The organism is Litchfieldia alkalitelluris (genome assembly GCF_002153425.1).
GTDB classification, from domain to species: domain Bacteria; phylum Bacillota; class Bacilli; order Bacillales; family Salisediminibacteriaceae; genus Evansella; species Evansella alkalicola.
Genome location: NZ_KZ119600.1, coordinates 4197100 through 4216498 on the forward strand (window position 1 = coordinate 4197100; position 19399 = coordinate 4216498).

The window sequence follows — 19399 nt, forward strand, 5'->3', positions numbered from 1 at the left end:
TTGGAAATGTATTAAATAAAAAATAAATAGGTATTTTAAAATAATAAATAGATCAATTGAATGATTTCGAGCTCTTCTTACTTTCCTCTTTTTAAAATTTTCATCACTATAATTTCTATAACGTAATAGAACAACTTTTACTGTAATCCATTTTAGTAGTTCAACTAAGTTAATATAGTAAAGGATATTTATTATTCTGTTTAACATTGGATATATAAAGCCATTATCTGTTTCTTTTTCTTTGTTTCTCCCACTGTACATATACGCATTTATCCTTTATATGAATTTCAAGTTAAATAAAATACTTGTTTATATCCAATTATTAATTTTTGAAAGTAGAATAAAAAGAACATAAGTTCAGTAGTTCTTTTTATTCTTTTACTTTTACTCCTTAGGTTTCAAGGCTGGTTTTGCACTAGTTGGTGGCGGTTGAGGTGTTTGTCTTGATGGTTGATGTCCGTTTTGATGGCGAGGTTGGTGTCCAAAATTTTGACTAGGTTGATATCCCTCATTTAATTTTTTATTATCTTGACTCATTCTTCAGTTTCACTCCTTTCTACGTATTCTATTGCTTTAATTTCATCTCCCTTTATCCAGATACTCCTTAATGGAGTTAACTCTATCCAATTACCATCTTCATCTAGTTCATATATTTTTTCTAAGAAAATATCTCTTTCCGAGCTTAAAGATGAGGCAAAGGATCTTGAGCCAAAGTAACCACTAATTGGCTGATTATCTTTTAGGTGAATAGTAACGTAAGCACCTTCCTTTTTATTATTAAAAACATAATCCCAAGAAACTGCAGTAGGATGAATAGGATTTAACCCTAATTTATTGTAAAACTTTTTCATTAGGCTATACTGATGAACTATTACTGAAATCAAACCGAACACAATTGGAAAAACAAACATGATAGATATCCAAAATAAAAAAGTTAACATAGGATGCTGAGTTTGGAAGTCATTCTTATATAAATAGTAAATTGGAAACGCCCAAACACCGTAATTAAAACAACTATAAATAAGAAATTGAATATATACAAACTCAGTTCGTGTATCTTTCAACGAAATAAATTTCCTTCGGATGAAGTCAATAATAAAACCTGGAACGATAAATAACAAAACTATCATTAACACAGTATAATTTGTAATACTCATATTTTTCTCCATTTCAACAAGAGATTTAAAGAGCCGATAGTGTTTAAATAACACATGGGTATTATACCATTTTTTTGAAGTAATTGGTCGAATTTTGTATACAATTAATGCTAGAATCAGAATAAACCCACCAAGCGGCTTGATCTGCCTACTCAGTGGGTTCCTTCATTACTTCTTCACCATATAATATTTATGCTTTCTTTGACGATTTGGCAAGAACTCTTTATATAGCTTCCCTTCTTCAATTAATGGTTGTACAATGCTTGCTCGCAAATGAGAATCGGAGATAAACTTCACCGTGTTCATAAACTCCAAGATTTCTCCCCACATCCGTGGTTTTTCACAAAACTCCAACAAGGCTTTCACTTCCGGTCCTTTCAAAAAGTCCTTCTGCTTTTGCTTTCGTTTCGCCTTGGTTCTCGCCTTTTTCTCATCTAAAAGCTGTTGCCGGTACTGATCATACCGTTCATCCGTTGTCCACCTCACTCCTATGCTCAAATGGTACACTACCTTTCCGTCTTTAAAGATTGTGGCTTGTTCCACAAACTGTGAGTAAAGCTCTGTAGGAAATGCCTGCTGTTGTTCTTCGTGAAGTATCTTTACTTTTTTCATAAGCTCTTTGAATTCATCCCGGTATTGCTCAGCCAACTTTTTACGGTCCGAGAAAGCTTTTAATTGCTGGTGTAGCTCCACAATCTCCCCACTTAGTTCATCTACCCTTTGTGAGTCTTGTCCGTCTTGATGGAGTTCTTCATCCACCACTTCGTAGAGCTCATGGTTCATCTGCTCCATTCTTTTTTGAGCCTCTTCTTCTTGTTTTAATTCCAGGGGACTTAACTCCGTTTGAGAAATGATTGCTTCCACTTCTTTTTGAAAGGCCTCATTCCGGTAAAGCCCTTTGACCATGTTCACAAAGTGCTGCTCGAGGTAGGTTTGTTGAAAACGACGTGAGGAACAGCCCTCGACAGCGTAATACTTTTCCGCAAGTCTACACACCCATCGGTGGATCTCGTATCGTTCACCCGTACTTCGCCGTTCCACCGCCCTCGAATAGCCAACACCACTCCCACATTCGCCACACTCGAGTTTCTGACCAAACGCTTCATTTTTGTGGGTCTGTGCTATATACTTGCTGCTCATACGAGACTTATAGGATCTTGATCGATCTTCAATGATGGCTTGTACATCGTCCCACTCTTTGGGATCAATGATGGCTTCGTGGTGGCCTTCGATATAGTATTGAGGCAATTCCCCTTGATTGGTCGCACTCTTCTCTTCTAACGTGTCCACCGTAAAGTACTTCTGATACAAGTAGTCGCCGCGGTAGACCACGTTTGTCAAAATCTGTTTGACCGTACTTAACGACCACATTCCCTTTCCTTTTGGACTCGGGATCCTATCTTTCGTTAGCGAGGCATGGATTTGGCTGTAGTTCTTTCCCGCCCTTAAGTCCGCATAGATGCGACGGACGATGGTCGCTTCTTCTTTATGAATGATCCATTGATGGTTGTTCCCTATTTCGTACCCGTAGTTCGCCGTTCCGACCTTAATAATGCCTCTTTCTGCTTGGCTTCTCTTTCCCCAGGAGATGGAGTTTCCAATGTTGATGCTTTCTTCTTGAGCAATGCTTCCGAAAATCGTCATCATCAATTCACTATCGGAATTTTTTGTATGAATGTTCTCTTTTTCGAAGAAAATGTAGACGGGCTTGGAAAGTGACTTCAGCCAACGGATGGTTTTCAATGTTTCTAATGTGTTTCTGCTAAATCTTGAAATGGATTTACACAAAATAAGGTCGACATTTCCTCGGCTACATTCATCCATTAATTTCTTAAAGTCGGTTCTGTTTTTCAGTGACTTTCCAGATATCCCTTCATCCGCAAAGATCCCCGCAAATTCATACCGAGGGTCTTTTAAGATTAGATACGTATAGTACGCGACCTGTGTCTTATAACTCGTGAGCTGCTCTTCCTTATCTGTCGAAACCCTGCAATAGGCAGCCGTTCTTAGCGGTTTTGTCACCGGGTTGGCTGTAGCGGTGGAAGGAAGGCCGTTCAAGTTTGCTTCAATGGTTTTCAACATGCTTTTTCCTTCTTTTGGTTCGATTTTGATGACTTCTCGCTCCATTAGAGTTTGCATGCTCTCTTCACCCCTTCCCTTTAAATGGCCATTTGCATCAATGATCTCATACAACGGCTCTTGTTCTTTTTGTTTTTGTGGCTTTTTCTTGATTGGACTTTCGGTACTAATCCCCTTCCCATCCTTTTCCGGCATCTCTCCTATGACGGTTTCCGTTCCATCCACCCATTCGATACGGTAATCGTTGGTTGAATAGATCTCCACCCCCATCACCCACGCCCGAAGCTGGTCAATCGTCACTTGTTCCAAAAACTCATCTACTGTTTGCACGTCCTCGAGCCAACTCAATGTTTGATTTCGATAGGGCCGATCATCTTCAATCCTTGCGGTGTGCTTCTCAAATGCTTGATACTCCTGTTCTAACTTGGCCAGATCTCCCTGTTCTGCTTTTGCTAACTCCAGTTCAGCCATCCATCTTAATCGGTGAAATTCGAAATGGTCTTTCTGATTGATATCTTGCAGCGCTTTTTTCAACTTATGAAAAACAGAAGGGCTCTCCATGTTAAACTTCTGTTTGAGCCCCTCTAGCAACATTTCTCTCAAAATATCTTCTCTTATGGACGTCAAATCACAGACCCCAATATCGCTCGTGTTACATTTCCAATAGTTCACGCCTCTTGTTGGATAGTTGCTCAAACGATAGCTACACCGGTGACAGTTCATTCTCCCTGAAAGACAATGTTTCTTCCCCTTTGGTCCTGTGTAGTTCTTCTTTGGCTTTATCTCCTCTAAACGTTTCTGTACCTGCTCAAAAACATCCACACTGATAATGGGAGAATGACAGTTTGCAATGGATATCTGATCTCTTATGTTTTTGGTCGTTTTATTCGTGAAAATATCTTTTGTTCGAACCCTTGTCAGTTTACTTCCGGTATAGGTAACATTGGTTAAGATGTGCTTGACCGTCGATCCCCTCCACAGTTCTTTCCCAACCGAAGTCTTTATTCCTTGTTGCATCAGTTCGCGAGCAATTTCAGCCATGGTCATGCCTTGTAAAAACCAGTCAAAAATTCTGCGAACAACTACAGCTCCTTCTTCATTAATTTGCAGGGCGTTCCGTCCCTCTTTTTTGACTAAATCATAACCAAGCATTTTATTATAGCGAGGGATACCTTGCTTGAAATTCTTCTCATACCCCCACCTAGTTGAGATGGATATGGTCTCGACTTCTTCTTGAGCAAGCGCCGCATACGTACTTAATAGAAATTTGTTGTACTCAACCGATGTATCAATCTGCTCTTTCTCAAAATAAAGTCCTACGTTCAATTTTTTAAGCTTTTCAATAATGGACAACGTCTCTTCCGCATTTCGTGATAGGCGGGAAATATTTTTTGTTAAAATAAAGTCCACTCGGCCTTCTTCACAGTGTCGAAGTAACCGTTGTAGCCCACGCTGTTTATCCGTTCTGGTTCCACTTCCGCTATCCACATATACCCCAACAAACTTCCAATTGGCTTTGTTTCGGATAAGGTGGGTATAGTGGCTTACTTGGTTTTCCAGAGAACGAATTTGCTCTTCCAGTGTGGTACTTACCCGGCAATAAGCTGCCACTCGGATAATCCCTTCCTCTGTTTCAAGAGAGCTTTGCCTTTTCTCCTTAACCGGATCCCAAAGCGTTCGTACCCACATTCCTTGTTGAACATAATCCAACACAAAAACCCCTTTCCATAGGTGATAATGGTTCGTGTCCATCTATCACTCACATCCCATAAAGGTTCAAGTCCTTTTTTACAGGTGGAAAGAGGTTTCTAGTTATTCAATAAGATTACGCTTTTTCTTTTTTCGGTGTCTTGCGTACTTTCGCACAGATGGTCCGTTTCACTCCGCATTTAAAGTGGAATTCGACCATCCGCTCTTTGCAAATGATGCCTCGCTCAATTGTGCTTTTGAAAAGCTTGGCATCAAAATCATCTAATTCTTCCGTTTCTTGGAGTATGTCTAGAAGGGATTGCAATTGCTTCTCCAAATAAACTTGTTCTTGTCTATTTTCTTCCAAGCTATCCCGCTCTTGTTGGAGAATTTCCTGCTCGTAGATAAGATGTCTTAAGGTTGCATCGTATATGGCATCGCTTGTGGCAGACTCCTTTGCGGCGAGATTACTAATTCGGTCACTAACCGCTTCAATCTGGATGTTCAATTCTTCAAGTCGTTCTTGTTCTGGGGGAGAAAGAGATGCTTTTTCAATGGCACACTTCGCTTCTTCTACTGTCTCCTCTAGATTCTCTTTCATCTCACGCACGACGTTCATAAAGGCTTTTTCCAGGTCTGTTTCTTGTACATAACTTGTTTTGCAATCTTTAAAGTCAGGATCCGACCCAGCTGTGACTCGACATTGCCAGGCGGTAAAGTAATACTTTTCTCCTTTCCTGCTTGAAGTCATGCGCCTTCGTACGACCGGCCTTCCACATTCCCCGCAAAAAAACTGGTTGGAAAAGATGCCAGTAGAACTATAATTCTGTCGGTATTTCCGATCCGGGTCCCGCATCATCAAACTTCGCCTTTTCATTTCTTGTTGAACTGCTTCAAAGGTTTCTTCACTGATAATCGCAGGGTGAGTGTTCTTCACATAATATTGTGGTTGTATATCGTGGTTGCGTACTCGTTTATGTGATAAGTACGCCGTGGAGACGAATAGATAAAAATTCGCAATATATAGATTGAAAGAATCCGAGTTTCTACTATTATATAAGCAGAATTATTTCGCTATTATTTATGCACAAAAAAATACCCACCAAACAGCTTGTACTAGCTTGTTCAGTGGGTATTATCTTCACTATCTATTTTTTATAAGTAACTTCTGTAGATACAGTAGTACGATTTTCAACACTAACTTTAGATTCAATTTTATTTTTTATGACAGAATATAAATCAACTTCTGTCTCAGGTGCCTCAATACTTACTATTAAAGAATATCTAATCTTTGAATTATATTTCTTTAAGTTCGTTCTCAGTTTCCACCATCCCGTTATTGGATAAACAGCTATTTGATTGCTTTGACTTAATTCACTTGCTGTTCCTTCCCAAATATCAGAATGAACGGATCCTACATTTCTATTAGATGTCCCGATAACCCAACGGTTACTATCGTTTTTTACATCACCTTTATCTTCTTCATCATCTCGCATAGCCTTATTAATTCTCTTCAAGAAATTATCTTGATCCTCAGTTGAATTATTAACATCAAACTGCAGGCCACAAGAAGGATATCGATATTTATCTTTCCAACCAACTTCTCCAGGACCTGGTTCAATAAAATAAGACAATGTAACTCGCATCTTTACATTTTTATCTTCCAGACTAAGTAATACATCATCTGGCCAGGGTATATTATGAATATGCATTTCTTTTGAAGTAATGCTTCCACTAGCCTTCTTATAAAAAGGTTGAATTTCATCTTCTATAATAAGGTTAACTCTATTAGAAACACTCCAAAGTGCTTTCGAAAGATTTGGCACACCATACCCGCAAGTTCTCAATAAGTTTCTATAATCCATTCTTTTTGGGGGATTATTCTCAAAACAAGCATTTTTCATTGCGTCTGTCCATTCAGCTGAATGAATCATCAAAGCCCTTATTGTTTCTGGCCATAGTTCTGGATAATGATGTTGAATATTTGCACCCATCCATGCAGCTTGAGCTGTTGCAGAACTTGTCATACTAAGTGTATCGAATGATTTACCCGTCGCAGCATCTTTACATGTCGTCAAAAGTTGTAGATCTGGTAATTCTGTATAAAAATTAGAATTTTCATCATAAGCTAAATTTCCACCCTCTAAAACTATATCCGGTTTCACCGGCCATTTAATACTCCACGTAAGTGAGCTAGAGGTAAATGGTGAGAAACATCCAGGTTCCACAACTGGATGATATGTACCACTTAATTCTTCAGGTATTTGGTATTTGACTGTATAAGCACCTACAGTAATAGCATTCCAAGCTTGTGCAGGATCTTCAATTGCATGGTTGATGACAGCAGTTTTTACATCACCTGATTCGCTAATCTCTGTAACACTTGTATTTCCTGCAGAAATGAACATAAGCTTTCTTTTTATATCCGTTTCCTCTATTAAATTTGCACCTGAAATAATAGAATCAATCGCTCCTGACCATGAGGAAGGTCGTCCATCACCTTTAAGTGTATTGGTTGGAGCCGTAATAGCCATACAAATAGCTCTATTAGTCTCAGGATTTTGTATTTCCGCTAAGCTAATAGCACTTTCGGTAACATAACCATATAATTCTCGTTGATTATCATCACTACGATCAAATAACTTTACAGATTCTAAAAAGTGATTAACTACAACAGGAGTAGTATTTTCAAGTTTATCTTCAAGTGTAAAGTAAGATGCTATTCCAGCCATTCTTGTACCATGATTAGCAATGTCATACACACCTTTTGAAGGATCTACTGCATGCATATTTTCATCAGTTAAAAGTGGCGCTAGCAAATCATGACCATTATTAACACCTGTATCAAGTAAACAGACCGAAGTATTTGACTGTTCTGAAACATCTAGTCTTTCTACTAAATCTTTTACAAAGTCTCTTTGATCTAATTCAGAAAGCTCTTCAAAAAAGCTTGTTGGGGTAACCATAATTCTGAATTCTGCAATTCTAGAACTTAACCATTGCAATTCTGATAATTGCTGCTTATTAGCTCTTACTCCTAATACGACCCTCTCTGGAAATACTATTTTTTGATTTTTATGTTGGATTTGTCTTTCATCACAAATTTGAAAAAATTCCCCAATAATGGTGTCCACTTCTTCTTTCATATCAAACATTAACCACACTTCACACCATTTAGGAGTATTGTTGGGTAATTCATTTTTATCGCTCATCCAAAGAGCATCGACCATTGCTAGATTAATACTCTCTATTGTTCCAATTACTTTTTCTTCAGTCTCTGTTTCTTTGTACTTATTTAATTTCTTAACAAAAAAATCCCTTTTGTTTTCAGGGACAAAAACAGTGGAGCTTACAACTTTCTGCTCCTCACCATCATCTTCACTTTTTATATTACAAATCCTAACTTTTTGCGTTGTATTCTCTAAGCTTTTAGTAATCAGATCATAACCAGCCTGACCCTTAATTTCTAAATATACACCGTGTTGAGAAGATACCGAAACCGCGCCTAAAATTTCCTGCTGTTTTTCAGCTTCTTCCCACGCTTTTGTTAAGCTTTCTTCTAATCGTTCTGCATGGCTACGTCTACTAGTTCTAACGGGATAATTACCTTTTCCACTGTTGGAGACAATTGGTGTGTAATCAACTGTTTGAGAGGATTGATTTATATATAAGTTGCTTAATTCTGGTTTCATTTATTGCTTAAGCCTCCTTATATTTATAATAATTCTTCCGATCTTTAATGTAATTTAATAGTATGTTTTTTGTAATCAGCTGATCCTCTAAGATAGAATACTTAACTGCTTCCTCACACGCTTTAACAATGTCTGCATGATTTAATCCTTTGGCCTCTTTGTACACATCTTCTGTAAAAATATTGTTAGATGCTTTGCCATGAAGCTTCATCTTAAATAATCTTGTGATTTGTTCGATATCAGGATTTTTATATTCCATCACATCATCAAATCGTCTAAATAGAGCATTGTCTAAAATGCTCGGATTATTGGTTGCTGCGATGATAATACTATAAGATTCATCATCTTCAAGATTCTGTAAAAATGAATTTAAGATTCTTCTCATCTCACCTACATCATTATCTAAGTTTCTATCCGACCCTATAGCATCAAACTCATCAAATAAATATACCCCTCGAACTTCCTTTATCTGATCAAATACTTGTCGAAGTTTTGCACTTGTTTCACCCATGTATTTCGTTATCAACCGATCAAATTGTATTACATAAAGCGGTAAATATAACTCGCTGGCTATAACCGAAGCAGTCATGGTTTTCCCTGTACCAGGATCACCTGCAAGTAACAGTTTTGAACGATTCATAAGTCCATTTTTTCTTAAGAGATCTTTTTTGTGATACTCATTGATTACACGTTTGATTTTTTCTTCTATCTCAACCGAAACGATTAAATCAGATAAATGGACATGAGTCATCTTTTGTTCAAGAATGTCTAATCCATTATTTAATGCTACAACCTTATTTTTGTTTAGATATTTTGGGTTTTGGATAATTTCTTTAATTTCACGAGCACTTGCTGTATGACCTACTTTTGCTTCGTGAGCCGCAATTTGCAAAACAACAGTTTTAAATTTCTCTTCATTACTATCGAAATGCGCTCTTATTAAAGCTTTAATCTGTTCTATTGTTGCCATGCGGATTCACCTACTTTCTATAGAAGTGCTTATATAAAAATATAAGGCACATACATCCTTTGTGCCTTGAAAAATAACGGTAAAGTTTACTTAAATTATATTTTATGTTAAAATTTCCATTTCGTTACAACGCATAGATTCTCTCTTTATTTTATCACTCAATGTCAAGCATCACAACTACATCAATTGGCTCATTTCATGTTGGATAATCACTTTTTTCTAAAAAGATGTCTTCTTTCTTTGATAATGAAACACCTCTCTGGTCCCACCCTTTTCCGGTGCTTTGAATCTTTCCATTTCCCCCTGCCTCATTAATGGTCTCAATATAACTTGGAAGATGTGCGAATCAGAAATCTCCATCCTCTCATTCATAAAAACTACAATCTCTTTAACTGCTTTGGGCTCCTCGCAAAACACTAACAGCTCCTCCACCTCAAGCCCATTGAGTAACGCCTCATGCTTTTCCTTCGTTTTCTGCTTCTTTTGCTGTCTTTTTATCTCAACATAGTCATCGTAGGTGTCAGGCATTTTTTGTTCCAGTTCAATTATGAGATGGTAGGTGACCTTTCCATCTTTACACACATCTGCACTACTTATAAATTCTTGAAACAAATCTTCAGGGAAGTCCTCGCTTACTCCTTCCACATACTTTCTCACCTTCTTCATTATTTCCTTAAACTGTTTTCTTTCATGTTCCACACGTCTTTCGCGATCACTAAAATATTTCAGTCGTTCATGCAGTTCGACCAATTCCTCTGTCAATTGATCCACCAGCTGAGTGTTTTGCCCGCTCTCATGGATACCTTCTTCAACCGTACTGTACAAGGATTGGTTTTGCTTCTCTACTTGTTCCTGCAAAGCTGTTCTTTCTTGTTTCTCTTCCTCTGTTAATTCCAATCTATTAATCCAATGCAAGACGTCATTTTTAAAATTAAGATTGTCATGAATTTGATTTAAAAAGTGAATGAAGTTCCACTCTAAATAATCCTGGCGAATACGCCGTGTATCGCATCGTTCTTGTCTATATCTCTGATCATGGCGACAGCACACCCAGAAGTGCGTTTCAAAAGGATTTTTCCATCGTCTCTCTACATGCCGTCTATGCCCCATCAAATATCCACATTCACCACAATACAGTTTTTCAATAAAAGCTTCATTTTTCATTTCGTCTTTTTCGTATTTCTGATGTCCATCCTTGATAAATCCTTTATTTCGTTTTCGTTCTTCTAAAATATCTTGAACCCGGTCCCAGTCCTTCGGCTTAATAATCGCCTCATGGTGATTTTCAATATAATACTGTGGTTCCTCTCCTTGATTACGAACGACCTTGGATTGTAGTGTATCGATGGTCACATGTTTTTGAAATAAGTAATCGCCCTTATACACTTCATTTGTTAACATCGCCATCACCGATTTAGGATTCCAAAAGTCTTTTCCAGTCACTGTTTTAATGCCATCCCCTGCCAAGTCTTCGCAGATTTTATTTACTGTCTTTCCTTTTATCACTTCAGAATAAATACGTTGGATGACTTTCGCTTGTTCTGGTTGGATATGCCAGTGATAGTCATTGTCCACCCAATACCCAAAAGTAGCTTTCTTCCACCGAATAATTCCTCGTTTAGCCTGACTTCGATGCCCCCAAGCAATGCTCTTCCCAATATTCATTACTTCTTCTTGGGCAATTGCACCGTAGATGGACATCATCAGTTCTGATTGAGGGTCTGATGTCCAAATGTTCTCCTTCTCAAAATAAATATACACAGGGGTTGGGAGTTCTTTCAATTGGCGTGAAATGGAAAGGGTGTCTAATGCATTCCGACTAAAGCGAGAAATTGACTTTGTAATGATGACATTTACAAGGCCCCGTTCACAATCCTTCAATAGACGGTTTAATTGATCACGATTTTCCAAGGAACGCCCTGTAATTCCTTCATCGGCATAGATACCAGCAAATTCGTAGGATGGGTCTTTTAAAATGAGATACGTATAGTACGCTACCTGGGTTTTCAAACTTGTTTTCTGTTCTAAACGGTCGGTTGAAACCCTGCAGTAAGCAGCTGTTTTAAGTGTTTTTTTAATTTTTTGCAAATGATCAGGTTTTTCATTTCCTATTCGAGCATTCTCGATCGTTTGAAGAATAACCTTCCCCTCACTTGGTTCTATCTTTTGTACTTCTCGCTCAACTGTAGTATTCATAGCTTCTTCCCCCTTCTCTTTTAACGCCCCGTGCTCATCTAGAAGGGTCAGTTCCCGGTTCACCTCCTTCTTGGGGCTTTCTTTTTTCATTAATTTCTCTTTCTGAGATGAATGAGTGGAGTTGCTTTCCGATAATTGACCAACCGTCAGGCTTGTCCCATCAAACCATTCAATTTGGTAGTTTTTTTCAGATTCAATCGTGATTTGATGAATCCATGCCCGTAAATATTCCGTCGTTACTTTTTGGTGAAACTCTTCCACAGACTTTAGTGTTTCTAGCCATTCCAATGTCTTCACACGAAATAGACGATCATCTTCTATTCGAGCCACTTGTTTTTCAAACGCTTGGTATTCTTTTTCTAATGCAACTATCTTTTCTGGATCTTCATTTCTTGCTTTTGCTATCTCCAATTCCGTTAACCATTTCAACCGATGAAATTCAAAATGATCCTGCTGATTGGTGTCTTTTAGGTCTTTCTTCATTTTTGCAAGGTTATCTGATTGATCCATATCGTATTTTGAACTCATCACTTGTAATGCCATTTGTTTTAACTGCTCTTCATTGATATTTGGAGCATCGCATGTTTTTGCATTACTCGAAGCACACTTCCAATAATCAATTCGTGGACTAGGGTGAAATTTATACCGATATCCACAAGCATGGCAGATGAGCTTTCTTGCGAATGCAGGTTGATTTATTTTCGTTGGTTTTCCTGTATTTCTTTTGTTGCTCTCGATACGCCTCTGTGCTTCTTCAAAAACTTCAAGACGAATAATCGGAGGGTGAGTATTTACTAATTCCATCGCTCCTCGCTCATGATATGTTACTTTATGAGTGAACAGGTCCCTCGTCGTGGTTCTTGTCATGATATTCCCTGTGTAGGTATACGTCTGTAACAAGGTTTTGATATTTGATGACAACCATCTATCTTTTCCAGTAGCTGTTTTAACTCCTTGGCGATATAATTCTCTTGTTATTTCAGCCCTCGACCATCCTTGTAGAAACCAATCAAAAATGTTGCGAACGCTCGTTGCTTCTTGTTCGTTGATTTCTAGTCTACTTCCTGACTCCTCTTGCACTAAGTTATAACCATATAATCTCGAGAATTTTGCTTCTCCTTTTTGAAACTTTTTTTCGTATCCCCATTTCGTTGTGGAAGAGAGAGTCTCTATTTCTTCTTGTGCTAAAGCAGCATACGTATTAAGTAAAAAATGATTAAAAGTAATGGAGGTATCAATTTGTTCCTTTTCAAAGTAAATCCCCACATCTTTCGCTTTAAGATCCTCTACTATTTCCATCAGATGTTCTGCATTTCTCGTTAAACGAGATACATCTTTTGTGAGGATGTAATTGACTCTGCCCTCGTCGCAATGGCGAAGCAACCGCTGCAGTCCTCGTTGTTTTTTAGCATTACTACCACTCGTACCACTATCAAAATACACACCAACAAATTTCCAATTAGGTTTACTTCTAATTAAGTGGGTATAATGATGTACCTGGTTTTCCAATGACCGAACTTGATCTTCAAAAGCGGTACTCACTCGACAATAAGCTGCGACCTTTACTTGCTTTTCACCAAGTAACGGACTTTCCTCTCTTTCCTTGACTGGATCCCAAAGTGTTTTGGTCCACAAACCTTTTTGAAATTCATCCAACACAAAAACCCCTTTCCCTAAGTGATAATGGTTCGTGTCCATCTATCACTCACATCCCTTAAAGGTTCAAGTCCTTTTTTCGGATGGAAAGAGGTTTTTGGTTATCCAGTTTAGGTTAAGCTTTTTCTTTTTTCGGCGTCTTTCGTACTTTCGCACAAATGGTCCGTTTCACACCGCATTTAAAGTGAAACTCGACAATCCGCTCTTTGCATATGATGCCTCGCTCTATGATGCTTTTGAAAAGCTTGCCATCAAAGTCTTCTAATTCTTCTGCTTCTAAGATGTCTAGAAGTGATTGTAGGTGCTTCTCCAAGTACACCTGTTCTTGCCTGTTTTCCTCCAAGCTGTCCCGCTCTTGTTGGAGGATTTCCTGTTCGTAGATCAGATGTCTTAATGTGGCATCGTAGATCGCATCGCTTGTCGCTGATTCTTTTGCGGCCAGGTTACTAATGCGGTCGTTGACCGCTTCAATTTGACCGTTTAACTCTTCAAGCCGGGCTTGTTCTGGGGGAGAAAGGGACGCTTGTGCAATGGCCGTCTTCGCATCTTCCACCGTCTCGTCTAGATTCTCTTTCATCTCGCGCACGATCGTCATAAAGGCCTTTTCCATGTCTATTTCTTGTACATAGCTGGTTTTGCAATCTTTAAAGTCCGGATCGGCCCCAGCGGTGACGCGACATTGCCAGGCAGTGAAATAATACTTCTCCCCTTTCCTGCTTGATGTCATTCGCCTTCGAATGACCGGCCTCCCACACTCCCCGCAGAAAAAGTGGTTGGAGAAGGTGCCTGTGTTACTGTAGTTCTGGCGATACTTCCGATCTGGATCCCGCAGCATCAAGCTCCTTCGTTTGAGTTCCTGTTGGGCTGCTTCAAAGGTTTCTTCACTGATGATTGCCGGGTGCGTGTTTTTCACGTAGTATTGCGGTTGAATATCGGTGTTGCGTACGCGCCTGTGCGACAAGTAGCAAGTTGTGACAGTCTTCTGAGCTAAACAGTGTCCTTGATATTTTTCTTGTTTGATAATCTTATAAACCGCATCACTCGTCCATGTGGTATTCCCTTTTCCGGTCTTCATCCCATCTCTCGTAAGTTCTTTAGCAATGGTAGGGCATCCTTTTCCTTCAAGAAATTCTCGGAAGATGCGCCTCACTACCTTAGCCTGTTCTTCGTCAATGACAATCTCGCCGTCTTCCATCGTGTCGTACCCCAGAAAGAATGTGGTCGGCATATGAACAATACCTTGTTGGAAGCGTTTCTGTACACCCCATTTTGTATTTTCACTTACACTTCGGCTTTCCTCTTGGGCCATTGAGGATAAAATGGTTAAAAACAGTTCGGATTTCGAGTCCAACGTGTCGATGTTTTCTTTCTCGAAATATACGCCCACGGCGGGTTTCAGTCCTTTGAGGCGCCTTAAAATGCTGATGCAGTCAATAGTGTTACGTGCGAAGCGGCTAATGGATTTTGTCAAAATATAATCAATTCTATTATCTTCACAGTCCTGTATCATTCGATTGAATTCTGTCCTGTTTTTCGTTGATGTTCCCGATATCCCTTCATCTGCATAGACATCAACAAGTGTCCAAGCTGGATTCTTTTTAACATATTCAGTGTAGTGAGCCACTTGTAAGTCATAACTACTTGATTGCATTTCCGATGCTGTTGAAACTCTGGCATAAACTGCTATCCGCTTTTTCTGACCATCAGGATTCTCTTCCATCCGGCCAGTTCTAGCTTTTGCGGGTATAATTCGTACTCTCGATTGGTTTTGATATTCACTCATTGAGTTTTGCTCCTCCCCTTAAGTCAACAATGGTTTCTTGATCATCAATCCACTTTATACAAAAGGACATTGGCGATATCGTTTTTACACGAACCACCCATGCCCTTAAAAATGTGATCTGTTCTAGTTCTTTTTGTAATAGTTTTAATGGATCTCTTACTCCTTCTAGTTCTTGCAACTTGTGTTGAGCCGTATCTCGAAAGGTGGCATCTTGATCTATCCTTTGCCACCACTCTTCCTTCACTTTTAGCTCTTTTTCAATTTCTTCACGTTTACAGGCGAGTGCTTCAAGCTTATTGTTTGTACTTGCACTCTCAGTTCCACTTGAATTAATTAATGTGATATTTTCTTCTAACAAGATTTTCTCTAAATCCAGTCGAAGTCTATTGTAGGAAAGATCTCTTGCTGATACAGCTCTCGAAAGGTCTTTTTCCATTCGTTGAGTGTCGTATACATATTTGGTCTTTCCATAGCGTTGCAGAAATGCAGCTTGCATAGCTTCCATGATGGTGGCCTCTGTTATACTTTTCATCGGGCAAAGCTCTTTGCTCTTCACATTATTTTCACATCGCCATCTGACAAATCCTCTGCAAATAAATCGATGCAAAGTCCCTCCACAATTACTACATTCTATCCGACTAGACAGCGGGTAGCGATTGGCTTTTTTGTTTCGGTTTGGCTTTTTCCGCTTCTCTAACGCTTGTTGGGCTGCTTCAAATAGTTCCCGGGTGACTATGGGTTCATGGTGGTTTCTAATGAGGAATTGATTTCTTTCCCCTTTATTAGCCACTTGCTTGTGAGAAAGGTGGCACTCAGTATATGATTTCTGGCAAATGACGTCTCCTGTGTAGTCTCGATTGAGAAGCATTAACCTCACGGTAGTAGAAGACCAATCTGTCCGGCCATTAATCTTCTCATAGCCCTTTTTAATAAACTCCCTAGCTATTTCAGAGGGCCTTTTTCCTTTCACCACTTCTTCAAATGCTTCTCGAACAATTTGAGCTTCTTCCTCTATCACAACCCATCTTTTATATGCATCTTGACGATATCCTAGCTTTCTACAAAAGACCGGTTCACCTCTTTCAAACCGTCTTGATACCGCCCAATTTATATTTTCTGATATGCTTCGACTCTCTTCTTGTGCAGTAGCTGAAAGCATGGTGAGAATAAACTCACTCGTCATGTCTCCTGTATCTATATTTTCTTTATCAAAAATAATTCGAACACCGAGTTCCGTAAGTTCGCGGATTGTGTTAATTGAATCAATTACGTTTCGCGCGAATCTTGATACTGACTTACAAAGTATCACGTCAATCTTTCTTTCCTTTGCATGCCTAATCAGTCGATTGAAGCCAGGTCGTTTGTCCATAGATGTTCCTGTTCGTCCTTGATCTACATAGATGTCTACCATCTTCCAACCCGGTGTGGATCGGATCAATTGTGTATAATGCATCTTCTGATTATCAAATGACCCTTCCTGTTCATCCGAAAGACTGCTGACTCGTACATATGCCGCTACCCGTAGCAGCTTAGGTTGTTCTTCCAGCTGATTCATTAAAGATAGTCCATCAACCCTTTGTCCGAATGAACCAAACAATGCTTCTGCCATGTGTTTGCCCCCTTTCAAATTTCAGCTATGTTTCTTACCACCTTGCGTTTTGTATTCAATCTGGCTCGCCAAAAAAAATCTGCTAAAGTGGCTCTAACTCAAGCCCCTACAGCTTTTTTGGTCATTGTATATATCACTTAATTTCATCCTAATAGCAAGTAAATAAGCGGATAAAAAGAAGAGAAAAGAGCTGATAATATAAGGTTTTTCAGCCCTTGTGTATGTAATCAGTTTCAATTTTCATCTTCTGCTGTGAGAATTTATTATCTAAATACACCCATAAAAAATGCACCTAAATGTCCGCTCATAAATAAAGATAGCGGATATTTAGATGCAGTAAGGATAGTAAATAAGAGCCGATGCATAACGCACACCAGCTCTTTGTTTTCTTAATATTTGTTTAATCCCAATAAAAGTCTTCTCTTTCCATACCTAAGACTTTAATCGCTTTTTGGCGATGATCTAATTCATTTTCCCGCCACAAATGGATAAGCAGTTTTTCTAACTTTATACGATTTTTATAGTTATTGGAATATTTCTGATTGAAATAATGCTCAACTACAGCTTCATAAGAACGGATTTCTCGACCAATCTGTACTAACACTTCATCCGATTGAGCTGCAATAACTTTTTCAAACGATTGTTTTGGCTTTTTCGGTTTTATTCTAGCTAAAAACCTCAGAATTTCCCTTGTAATAATACGTTCAGACTTATTTCGTATTTGCGAAGCACGAGAATTAGAAAAACCAAAGTGTTCCCCTATCTCTGTAAGAGTAGGAATTTCACCTTTCAGTCCATATTGGAAGTCTAGTATTGTTTTTTCTCTTTCCTTTAGACAGTCTCTATAATTGTGATAGACTCGGATAAACCTTTTGTAATCTTCCGAATCCCGCTCCTTAAGCAAAGGATAGTAGGGCTTTAACTTTCCGATTTTTGGTTTATAAGATGGACCGTATCTAGAACCTATCATATCCAAATAAAACAGTACATCTTCTTTAGTAATTTCTTTTTCGCCCATAAAACTACCACCTTTGCTCAAGAGTAAATTCACTAGATACAAGAATATTTTAGCATAGTTTAATCAAATTTAATGTATCCCTCAAACCCTGCTGCCTTTACTCTCTTTAACAATGCCTCTGCATTTTCCTTATTAGAGAAAGCTCCAACCTGAACCCTGTAGTAACTATTATTCTCTTTTGACGTTTTAGCTTCTTTAGCCTTCGAAACAATGACAACTAACGAACCGACATCAATCCAACTCATAATCCCAGGAGATTCTTTCCCACTCTTCTTATCTAGGCTTTTGCCTAGCAGCACACAAGTCTTTCCACCTTTAACAACAGGTTTTCCACTTGAAATAACCTGCGTTACTTTGTGATAGGAGTCTGTTTTGACCCAAGCTGGAATAGCCGCCCCACCCGGATAATAGGTATTCGCCGATGCTTTCACTTCCACAACATCACCTACCTGAAGCGAAGCTGATACATCTGGAGAAACCTTCGTTTTACTTAATGCAGCTCTTACTGCTGCTCTAAAGGTATCCGTACTCTCACCATGCTTAGGGAACCAATGCATAACATCAGCATGATTACTCGCTATCCCTCGTCTACTACCTTCCGAGTGGCAAATAATATCCCGCTCAGTTAAACCGTACTTCTTACAGAGCAACACACAAAGTTCCACTGCATTTTGCCAAGCCTTTCTGAAATACGCTTCATTCTTCGCAACATTATAGCCAACCATGTTTGAACCACCTGAATACGAAAATCCACCTGGCTCACAAATCTCAATCCCAATATGGGTATTATTAGCTGTGCCACCAGCATGCCAGCCCCGATGATCCCAAGGAAGGTACTGCCACGCTTCCTTATCATCAACAAAGGCATGAACACAAACTTGACGGTTGATCTCTCCAGCTTGATACGATTTATTCCAACGACTAAACCAAGTAGCTGCCATCACACCTGGAGTTGCTGTTGAATGGATCATGATTCCTTTAGGAGTGATTTTTCTTCCTGCTTTGTAACAATCATTTCTCGTCATAAACTTAGTACTTAGTTTCATTTTTGCCATCCTCCTTTGATTTCCCATTTAGTTGAGCAAGCACATCTTTCAGCTTCTGTGGTACCGGAAGTCCAATCCTTGATGCATTTTCGATAATGCTAATCCCTTCATTCGAGAGATAAAAAAAGATGACCGCTGTGCGAATAGCACTACCGTCACCAATAAGTCGGTTGTCAATAATATGAGCAACACCGACAAGGATAAATATTAAAATCTTTTTAAAAATACCTCTAGCACCGATTTCACTAGAAAGTTCTCGGTTAATAATTGCAACCATAATCCCTGTGATGTAATCGACAATCACAAAGGTAATAAGAGCATATAAAAATCCGTCAAACCCACCAAGAAACCACCCTAACCATCCACCAACCGCTGCAATTCCGACCTGTGCATATATCCATAATTCCTTTACCGCCATGTTACCTCCCCACTTTCTATTTAGTTTGATGTATATAAAAAGACGCCTGTGACTATTTAGGTCATAAAGCGTCTGTATTTTTTACC

Annotated in this window: 12 protein-coding genes and 2 pseudogenes; all 14 read right to left on the minus strand. The window is 38.9% G+C overall.

Going from position 1 to position 19399, the window contains the following annotated elements:
- Positions 1 to 261, minus strand: a pseudogene (locus BW724_RS23995) (hypothetical protein); the annotation flags it as partial.
- Positions 262 to 384: 123 nt separating this feature from the next.
- Entirely contained in the window at positions 385 to 537 is a 153-nt protein-coding gene (locus tag BW724_RS23765) for a hypothetical protein (protein WP_176371487.1), read from the minus strand.
- Positions 534 to 1157 carry a DUF6338 family protein gene (locus tag BW724_RS19785; RefSeq protein ID WP_088076841.1) on the minus strand — a complete coding sequence of 208 codons (624 nt, stop codon included), beginning with the start codon at positions 1155 to 1157 and terminating at the stop codon, positions 534 to 536. The genes BW724_RS23765 and BW724_RS19785 overlap by 4 nt, the downstream gene beginning before the upstream one ends.
- Before the next feature lie 168 nt (positions 1158 to 1325).
- Positions 1326 to 4946, minus strand: a complete 3621-nt coding sequence (locus BW724_RS19790; protein WP_176371488.1) for a recombinase family protein — start codon at positions 4944 to 4946, stop codon at positions 1326 to 1328.
- Positions 4947 to 5061: 115 nt separating this feature from the next.
- Positions 5062 to 5784 carry a recombinase zinc ribbon domain-containing protein gene (locus BW724_RS19795; protein WP_176371489.1) on the minus strand — a complete coding sequence of 241 codons (723 nt, stop codon included), beginning with the start codon at positions 5782 to 5784 and terminating at the stop codon, positions 5062 to 5064.
- A gap of 18 nt (positions 5785 to 5802) precedes the next feature.
- A pseudogene (locus BW724_RS24480) lies at positions 5803 to 5946 on the minus strand (recombinase family protein); the annotation flags it as partial.
- Positions 5947 to 6073: 127 nt separating this feature from the next.
- Positions 6074 to 8617, minus strand: a complete 2544-nt coding sequence (locus BW724_RS19800) for a S8 family peptidase (protein ID WP_088076844.1) — start codon at positions 8615 to 8617, stop codon at positions 6074 to 6076.
- 7 nt (positions 8618 to 8624) lie between these two features.
- Complete coding sequence (locus tag BW724_RS19805; protein ID WP_088076845.1) at positions 8625 to 9587, minus strand: AAA family ATPase; 963 nt, start codon at positions 9585 to 9587, stop codon at positions 8625 to 8627.
- Positions 9588 to 9806: 219 nt separating this feature from the next.
- A complete protein-coding gene (locus BW724_RS19810; RefSeq protein WP_176371490.1) occupies positions 9807 to 13439 on the minus strand; it encodes a recombinase family protein in 3633 nt (1210 codons plus the stop codon).
- Positions 13440 to 13554: 115 nt separating this feature from the next.
- Entirely contained in the window at positions 13555 to 15222 is a 1668-nt protein-coding gene (locus BW724_RS19815; RefSeq protein ID WP_088076847.1) for a recombinase family protein, read from the minus strand.
- Positions 15215 to 16831, minus strand: a complete 1617-nt coding sequence (locus tag BW724_RS19820; RefSeq protein ID WP_088076848.1) for a recombinase family protein — start codon at positions 16829 to 16831, stop codon at positions 15215 to 15217. Before BW724_RS19820 ends, BW724_RS19815 begins: the two co-directional genes overlap by 8 nt.
- Before the next feature lie 400 nt (positions 16832 to 17231).
- Positions 17232 to 17849 (minus strand): sigma factor-like helix-turn-helix DNA-binding protein, encoded by a 618-nt coding sequence (locus tag BW724_RS19825; protein WP_088076849.1) that lies wholly within the window; start codon positions 17847 to 17849, stop codon positions 17232 to 17234.
- A 59-nt stretch (positions 17850 to 17908) separates the two neighbouring features.
- Positions 17909 to 18895: an N-acetylmuramoyl-L-alanine amidase gene (locus BW724_RS19830; RefSeq protein WP_088076850.1), complete on the minus strand. Its 987-nt coding sequence runs from the start codon at positions 18893 to 18895 to the stop codon at positions 17909 to 17911.
- The gene (locus BW724_RS19835; protein ID WP_088076851.1) at positions 18879 to 19313 is read right to left on the minus strand and encodes a phage holin family protein; all 435 of its coding nucleotides are present in this window, start codon (positions 19311 to 19313) and stop codon (positions 18879 to 18881) included. The genes BW724_RS19830 and BW724_RS19835 overlap by 17 nt, the downstream gene beginning before the upstream one ends.
- Between the last annotated feature and the right edge of the window lie 86 nt (positions 19314 to 19399).

Bases quoted from the DNA above. Each gene is read 5' to 3' on its own strand.
- BW724_RS19800 (WP_088076844.1), bottom strand. From the start codon at position 8,617: ATGAAACCAGAATTAAGCAACTTATATATAAATCAATCCTCTCAAACA.
- BW724_RS19820 (WP_088076848.1), bottom strand. From the start codon at position 16,831: ATGGCAGAAGCATTGTTTGGTTCATTCGGACAAAGGGTTGATGGACTA.
- BW724_RS19830 (WP_088076850.1), bottom strand. From the start codon at position 18,895: ATGAAACTAAGTACTAAGTTTATGACGAGAAATGATTGTTACAAAGCA.
- BW724_RS19835 (WP_088076851.1), bottom strand. From the start codon at position 19,313: ATGGCGGTAAAGGAATTATGGATATATGCACAGGTCGGAATTGCAGCG.
- BW724_RS19805 (WP_088076845.1), bottom strand. From the start codon at position 9,587: ATGGCAACAATAGAACAGATTAAAGCTTTAATAAGAGCGCATTTCGAT.
- BW724_RS19785 (WP_088076841.1), bottom strand. From the start codon at position 1,157: ATGAGTATTACAAATTATACTGTGTTAATGATAGTTTTGTTATTTATC.
- BW724_RS19815 (WP_088076847.1), bottom strand. From the start codon at position 15,222: ATGAGTGAATATCAAAACCAATCGAGAGTACGAATTATACCCGCAAAA.
- BW724_RS19825 (WP_088076849.1), bottom strand. From the start codon at position 17,849: ATGGGCGAAAAAGAAATTACTAAAGAAGATGTACTGTTTTATTTGGAT.
- BW724_RS19795 (WP_176371489.1), bottom strand. From the start codon at position 5,784: ATGATGCGGGACCCGGATCGGAAATACCGACAGAATTATAGTTCTACT.
- BW724_RS23765 (WP_176371487.1), bottom strand. From the start codon at position 537: ATGAGTCAAGATAATAAAAAATTAAATGAGGGATATCAACCTAGTCAA.